This window comes from Bradyrhizobium sp. SZCCHNR1093 (assembly GCF_032381175.1).
GTDB lineage: Bacteria > Pseudomonadota > Alphaproteobacteria > Rhizobiales > Xanthobacteraceae > Bradyrhizobium.
Genome location: NZ_JAUHJJ010000018.1, coordinates 76,938 through 84,130, shown reverse-complemented (window position 1 = coordinate 84,130; position 7,193 = coordinate 76,938). Strand labels below are relative to the sequence as shown.

6 protein-coding genes are annotated in these 7,193 nt (G+C 65.8%); all 6 read right to left on the bottom strand.

Annotated elements, in window-relative coordinates; translation table 11 throughout:
* Window positions 1-488: 488 nt before the first annotated feature.
* A complete protein-coding gene (locus QX070_RS31855) occupies window positions 489-1,535 on the bottom strand; it encodes a peptidase M29 (protein ID WP_315741107.1) in 1,047 nt (348 codons plus the stop codon).
* A 31-nt stretch (window positions 1,536-1,566) separates the two neighbouring features.
* Window positions 1,567-2,328 (bottom strand): ABC transporter permease, encoded by a 762-nt coding sequence (locus QX070_RS31850; protein WP_315741106.1) that lies wholly within the window; start codon window positions 2,326-2,328, stop codon window positions 1,567-1,569.
* Entirely contained in the window at window positions 2,325-3,101 is a 777-nt protein-coding gene (locus tag QX070_RS31845) for an ABC transporter permease (protein WP_315741105.1), read from the bottom strand. Before QX070_RS31845 ends, QX070_RS31850 begins: the two co-directional genes overlap by 4 nt.
* A complete protein-coding gene (locus QX070_RS31840) occupies window positions 3,098-3,943 on the bottom strand; it encodes an ABC transporter ATP-binding protein (protein WP_315741104.1) in 846 nt (281 codons plus the stop codon). The genes QX070_RS31845 and QX070_RS31840 overlap by 4 nt, the downstream gene beginning before the upstream one ends.
* A gap of 288 nt (window positions 3,944-4,231) precedes the next feature.
* A complete protein-coding gene (ilvD, locus tag QX070_RS31835) occupies window positions 4,232-5,938 on the bottom strand; it encodes a dihydroxy-acid dehydratase (protein ID WP_315741103.1) in 1,707 nt (568 codons plus the stop codon).
* A gap of 24 nt (window positions 5,939-5,962) precedes the next feature.
* On the bottom strand, window positions 5,963-6,940 hold the full coding sequence (locus QX070_RS31830; RefSeq protein ID WP_315741102.1) for an ABC transporter substrate-binding protein: 978 nt from the start codon (window positions 6,938-6,940) through the stop codon (window positions 5,963-5,965).
* Between the last annotated feature and the right edge of the window lie 253 nt (window positions 6,941-7,193).

Sequence of the window (7,193 nt, the reverse complement as noted above, 5' to 3'; positions counted from 1 at the left end):
ATTTGCCGGAAGGGACTTTCACCCTCTCAAGAACCGCGCCTTTCCACGGCGCACCTTATACGCAGTCTCCCTGGTGCGCCGGGCTTGTTGGCCACCATGGCGACAATGCGCTTTAGGCGCATTGCGCTGGACACCAGCTTCGGGGTGTCAGGACGCTGCGACTTCACGTCCGCAATCGATCGTTCGTCCGCGCCCTCATGAGAGGACGCTGCGATCTCTCGCGGCCATCGCTCCCCGCCTCGCGTGTCGTGACGATCGCGCGCAACGCCCCTCCGCAATGAGGCGGGATGGCGAGAGAGAACCACAATTTCCGGAAAATGGCAAGTGAATTATTTTTTTCAGAACTCGCTGGACGCAATTCTGCATCGGGGACGCTTCGCCATTGTGGGGCGACCTGCCCCTCATGTGACGGTGCGCTCCCCTCCCCCTTGCGGGGAGGGGAGTTGACTGCCGCCGTGGCGCCCACTCGCGAGCGACGACCCGGAGAATTACCCGAACACGTCCTGCAGCACGCCCTCCTTGATCACGGCCACACCGTCCAGCTCGATCGTGGTGCCCATCATCGGCAGGTCGAAATGGCCCGCCGTGTAGCGGCCGGCGAATTCGTTGGCGCCGGTGGAGAACAGGAAGTTGCCGGGGACGGCGCGCAGCTCGGTGCCGTTGGTGTCGCGCTGGTCGTACATGGTCAGCGCCTCGTAGCGCGCGCCCGGATTCATGCCCCAGCCGACATGCGACACCGCATAGGCCTCGCGGTCGCCCCAGGAGGCGAGATAGGCGCGCATCATCGCTGCGTCGGCGCCCTCGCCTTCCACGTCGATCACGTAGTCGTCGCGCAGCGTCATCGTGACAGGCGAGGACAAATAGCGCTTGAAGGTGAGGTTGATGTCGCCGGGCGCCATCACGATGGTGCCGTTGACCGATTTACTCCTGGGGAAGCTGACGACGATGCCGCCCGGCCAATGCGCCAGCGTGCCGGGACGGTCGGTCCAGCCCCAGACGCCGACAGTCGAGGCGCCCTCCATGATCACGTCGAGATCGGTGCCGGCCTTCGAGGTCACGCGCATCCGCTTGGTGCCGCGCAGCATCTTGGCGGCGGCGCGCACGCGCTTCTCGAGCGCAGAGTCGGGCACCATGCGCTCGAGCGCCTCCGGGTGCTCGTTGGAGATCACCAGAATGCGTGCGCCGGCTTTCAGGATCTCCGGCGTCTCCACCGCATGCATCAAGCCTTCGATGGTGCAGTCGACGACGAAGCCGGCCTGCTGCAACGCTGAGACCACCGGCCCGAGCTTGCCGATCGCCTCCGACGCACCGGTCGAGCGCACCGGCACCGGATGGCGGTTGCGCGGGGTCGGCACCACGACATGGAACGGCCGCGCGCCCATCCGCAGCAACGCCAGCTCGGCGATGTGGACGTTCAGCGCCCGGGACTGCGTCTCCGACAGGATCGCGGCGGTGTCACCCGCCTTGACGGCACAGCGCTCGAAGATCTCGCAGAATGCGTCGATCCATTTCGCCTCGATGCGATCCGCCAGCATGGTCGTTCTCCCGATTGTCGTTGTGTTGTTATCAGACTGAGGGAAAGCCGCGCAGCAGATAAGCGCGCAGGCCTTGCAGCAAGGCGTTGAGAATGAGACCCAGCAGCGAGATCGTGATCAGCGGCACGAACATGTCGACAGCCTGGAAGGTGCGCGCGGCGGTCACCAGCACGTGACCGAGCCCGTCGGTCGAGGTGATCATCTCGGCCAGGAACACGACGATGCAAGAGATCACGAGGCCGATGCGGCAGCCGGTCAGGATCGACGGCATCGCGGCCGGCAGCACCACCTTCCACAGCACGTCGCGCGGCGGCGTGCCGGCCGCGAGCGCCGACCAGATCAGCTTCTGCTCGACGGTCGTCGCGCCGTAGTAGGTCGACAGCAGGATCGGAAACAGCGCGTCCGCCGCCACCAGCATGATCTTGGATTCGTGGCCGAAGCCGAGCAGCAGCAGGAACGCCGGATAGAGCGCGACCTTCGGCAGCGGCGCCAGCACGCGCACGATCGGCTTGACGGCGGCGTTGACAGGCGGGCTCACCGCGGCGGCAATTCCAAGGGAAACACCGAGCACCACGGCGATCGCAAAGCCGGCGAACAGCCGGAACAGCGTTGCCGCGATGTCCTGCTGAAACGTGACACTGGTGAGCTGCTGGCCCATCCGCAAAAACACCTGCCCCGGCGGCGGCAGCAGGGTCGGCGGCGCATAGCCGAACGACACCAGCCCCTGCCACAGCAGCAGGACCAGCACGATCGGCGCGGCGCCAAGGAGGATGTCGTTGGAGGTGCGCGTCATGAGAAGCTCAGCGGCATGTCGAACTGCGGCTCGGACCAGCGCACCAGCCAGCGCCTGACGACCTCGAACGCCGCATCGAGGCAGATGCCCATGGCGCCGATGATGATGATCATCGCGAACACCGTGTCGTACTGGCCCATGTCGAGCGCGTTGAACAGGATGTTGCCGGCGCCGGATTGCCGCGCGATCATCTCGCTCGTCACCATCGTGATCAGCGCCAGCACGATTCCAGTGCGGCAGCCGGTGAGGATCTCCGGAAGCGCCGCGGGCAGGACAATGCGCAGCAGGCGCTCGCCGGCCGAGAGCCCCATCGCCGCGCCCGACCACAGCATCTTCTCCTCGACCGCCTTGGCGCCCTCGAAACTGTGGTAGATCACCGGAAGGCTGACGCCGAGGAAGATCACCAGCGTCTTGGAGATGTCTCCGACGCCGAGCCACAGCATGATGATCGGCATCAGCGCCGCCTTCGGCACCGGGTAGATCAGCATCAGCAGCGGATTGAAGAAGGCGGCGGTCGACCGGCTGCGCCCCATCAGCAACCCGAGCGGAATCGAGAACGCAAGCGCCAGTGCGAAGCCGATCGCCATCCGCCGCAGCGAGGCCAGGATGTTGATCAGGGATTCCTTGTCGGTGAGGATCGGCGGGATCGCACGCAGCGATTCCAGCGCGGTCGGAAAGCTGTCGTTCTTCAGTCCGAGCGAGGCGAGCTGCCACGCCAGCAGCAGACCGCAGCAAGCCAGCACCGGCGCGAGCGGCTTCAGCAGGCCGTTCATGACGGCAGCTCGTTGTCACCGGAATCGTCGAACATGCGCTCGATGTCGACGATGTATTTCTGGTAGCGCGGGTCCAGCAGAAGCTCCTCGCGGCGTCGGGGCCGCGGCAGGTCGATGTCGATCACCTCGCGGATGCGGCCAGGCGAACGCGACATCATCACGACCTTGTCGGACAGGAACACGGCTTCCTCGACCGAGTGGGTCACGAACAGCACCGTCTTGCGGTCGCGCTCCCAGATGTCGAGCAGGTCGTTCTGCAGCCGCGTGCGCGTATGCGCGTCGAGCGCGCCGAACGGCTCGTCCATCAGCAGCACCTCCGGCCCGTAGGCCAGCGTGCGGGCGAGCGCGACGCGCTGCTTCATGCCGCCGGACAGCTCCTTGGGATAGAACTTCTCGAAGCCGGTGAGTCCGACCATGGCGAGCAAAGTCCGCGCGAGCGCCTCGGCCTTCGCCGGCTTCTTGCCCTGCTGCAGCGGACCATACATGACGTTGCCGAGCACGCTCTTCCAGGGAAACAGCGCGAACTCCTGGAACACCGGGCCGCGATCGGTGCCGGGACCGGTGATCGGCTTGCCCTTCATCTTCGCCGTGCCTTTGGTGGGGCTGACGAAGCCACCGACGATGTAGAGCAAGGTCGACTTGCCGCAGCCGGAGGGCCCGAGGATGGAGACGAAGGCGCCCTCGCCGACCGAAAGCGAAATGTCCGACAGCGCGGTGTGGTCGCGGCGCGACGACGTCTTGAACACCTGCGACACGTGATCGATCTCGATGATCGGCGTGGCCGCGCGGCGGCCGAGCGGAGCGCCCGCGAGCTGGCCGGGTCGGATCGGGGTCACGCCCATGTCGGCTTCTCTTTCCGATGCAGCACGCTTAGAGGCTCCGTGATATCGGGCATGAAGACTGCCGCAGACGATCGTTTTAAACCACATCCACCGTCATTCCGGGGCAAGGCCGAAAGGCCTTGAACCCGGAATCTCGAGATTGCCTTGCGTCATGCTCAACAAGCTCGAGATTCCGGGTTCAATCATCGAAGCGCAGCCGCTTCGCGTCTGCGCCTCGACGATTGCCCCGGAATGACGGGGACCTGGAAAGATTAGCAAGAACCCTGCCAATCGTCCCACGCACGCCGCTCATTGCTGCTCCTGATCGAACCAGGGCCATTCGGCCGGTCCCTCATGCGTGACGGCGCCGAGCGGCGCCTGCCCGACCAATTTCGCATACTTCGCCAGCGCTCCCGCGCGGTGCCGCGGCGGCCGCTGCGTCCAGTGCTTGCGGCGCGAAGCCAGCTCAACGTCATCAAGCAGCACATCGAGCGTGCGCGCCTTCGCATCGATGCGGATCGGATCGCCGTCTTGCACCATCGCCAGCGGACCGCCGACGAAGGCTTCCGGCGAGACATAGCCGATGCACATGCCGCGGGTGGCGCCGGAGAAGCGGCCGTCGGTGATCAGCGCGACCTTCTCGCCCATGCCCTGGCCATAGATCAGCGCGGTGACGCCGAGCATCTCGCGCATCCCCGGACCGCCGACCGGACCCTCGTTGCGGATGATCAGCACCTCGCCCGCCTGATAGTTGCGTGCGCGGACCGCAGCGACGCAGGCCTCCTCGTCCTCGAACACCCGCGCGCGGCCCTCGAACACGAGGTTCTTGAGGCCGGCAATCTTGATGACGGCGCCGTCGGGCGCGAGGTTACCCTTGAGGACAGCCACGCCGCCATCCGCCATGATCGGCTTGGCCGGGCTGAAGACGATCTCGCCGTCCGGCGGGTTGGCCGAGCCGTATTCATCAGCCAGCGTGCGGCCCGTGACAGTGATGCAGGAGCCGTCGATGTGGCCGCTCTCGATCAGCGCGCGGATCACCACGGCGGCGCCGCCGATATCGTAGACGTCCTTCGCCGTGTACTTGCCGCCCGGCCTGAGATTGCCGATCAGCGGCGTGCGCGCGAACACCTCACCGACATCGTCGAGGGTGAAGCGGATGCCGGCCTCATTGGCGATCGCCGGCAGATGCAGCGCGGCGTTGGTGGAGCCGCCGGTAGCCGCGACGATGGCCGCCCCGTTCTCCAGCGCCTTCCGGGTCACGATGTCGCGCGGCAGCGGGCCGCCACGCGCGAGCATCTGCATGATCATGCGTCCGGCCTGCCGCGCGACGTGCGCGCGCTCGGCATAGACGCCGGGGATCATCGAGACGTTGGGCATCGACAGGCCCATCGCCTCCGACAGCATGCCCATGGTGTTGGCGGTGAACTGCCCGGCGCAGGCACCGATGGTCGGCAGGCAGGTCCGCTCGATGCCTTCGAGCGTCTGTGCATCGATCTCGCCGGTCATGTAGCTGCCGACCGCTTCATACGAGTCGAGCACCGTGAGCGTCCTGCCCCGGTACTTGCCGGGCAGCGCGCTGCCGCCATAGATGAAGATCGACGGAACGTTGCAGCGGACCATGCCCATCATGACGCCGGGCAGGGTCTTGTCGCAGCCGCCGAAGCCGATCAGCGCGTCATAGGCCAGGCCATGGACCACGGCCTCGATGGAGTCGGCAATCAGCTCGCGCGAGAACAGAGAGAACTTCATCCCCTCATGGTTCATGCTGATGCCGTCGGAGACCGAGACGGTGGCGAATTCCCGCGGCGTGCCGCCGGCTTCGGAGACGCCCGTCTTCGCCGCATCGACCTGGAAATCGTGCGTCATGTTGCAGGGCGTCTGCTCGCCCTTCTGGCTAACGACGCCGATCATCGGCTTGGCGATGTCGGCATCGTCCAGCCCCATCGCGCGCATGAAGGCCCGGTGCGGAGCGCGATCGAGCCCTTCCACCGTCACACGCGATCGCAGCTTCCTCATCGACAAGGCTCCGCGTGAAGCCGCCTACTGGATCGGCGCGACGATCGTGGGATGCTTGAACTGGGCGACGTCGAGCTTCGGCAGCATGCCGGTCTCGGCGTAGATGTCGAGCATCTTCTGGATCGCCGGGAAGTTCGGCGCGGCCACCGGATCGCGGCCGAAATCATTATCTTTCAGCAGATAGGTGTCGATCACGGCGACCGGCGCCTTCATGACCTCCGACACCACCTTCAAGGTCTCGTCGCGATTGGCGAGCGCCTTCTTCATGCCGGCGGTGATGTCGCGGACATAGGCCTTCACCAGCTCCGGGTTCTTGTCGACGAAGTCGGCGCGACAGGCCTCGAGGATGTGGACGATGTTCGGCATCGCCTCGGACAGCGAGAACAGCTTGCGGGTGCCGCCCTTGGCCTCGGCGCGCGCGGCAAAGGGTTGATTCATGTTGACGGCGTCGACACGGCCCTGGCGCAGCGCATCCTCCGACACCGCGAAACCGACTTCGACCAGCTTGATGTCCTTGGCCGGATCGAGCCCGGCCTGCTTCAGCAGCATGTTGAACGGCCCTTGCGTGCCGCCGCCGATCACGGAAATGCCGACCGTCTTGCCCTTGAGATCGGCGATGGTCTTGATCGGGGAATCGTCCTTGACCGCCCAGTAGACCGAGAAGCCGCCCGGCTTCTCATAGACGTGCTGGGCGACGATGTAGGCCTTGAGGCCGCCGCCGACGACGCCGTTCGCCAGTGACAGCGGCGCCTGCGTGGCGCAGTCGAGCGCGCCGGCGGCGAGCGCCTGCGTCATCGGTGCCGTTCCCTGGAACTGGGTCCATTCGATGTTGTAGGTCTTGCCGAGATCCGGAAATTCGGTCGGCCGCTTCATCATCCAGTATTTGGATTCTTCCGCCGGGATGGTCCAGCCGACGCGGATCGTCTGCTGTGCGAATGTCGGCCCCGCGCTCGTCACCAAAGCCATCGCCGCGAGTGCCGCCAGCATCAACCGTTTCCGCATCACGCCCCTCCGCCCTTTCAAAAAGGAACCTCGCGGAGAATGTTTCATGTCTCAAATATCTGTGCAAGCGCGGAAAACGCCCCGCCTTTGCCTGCCCCATGGGCAAGCCCGCTTTGCAGCGCGACAAGGCCGGGTCATCGTGAAACGCCCCGCGGTCCGTGTGCCGCGGCGCGGTCGACAACGCAAGGTCGCACGCTCCAGGGTGGCGATTGTGGCCGTTCAGCCGACTGGCGTCGCCGCGTCGCACGCGCTA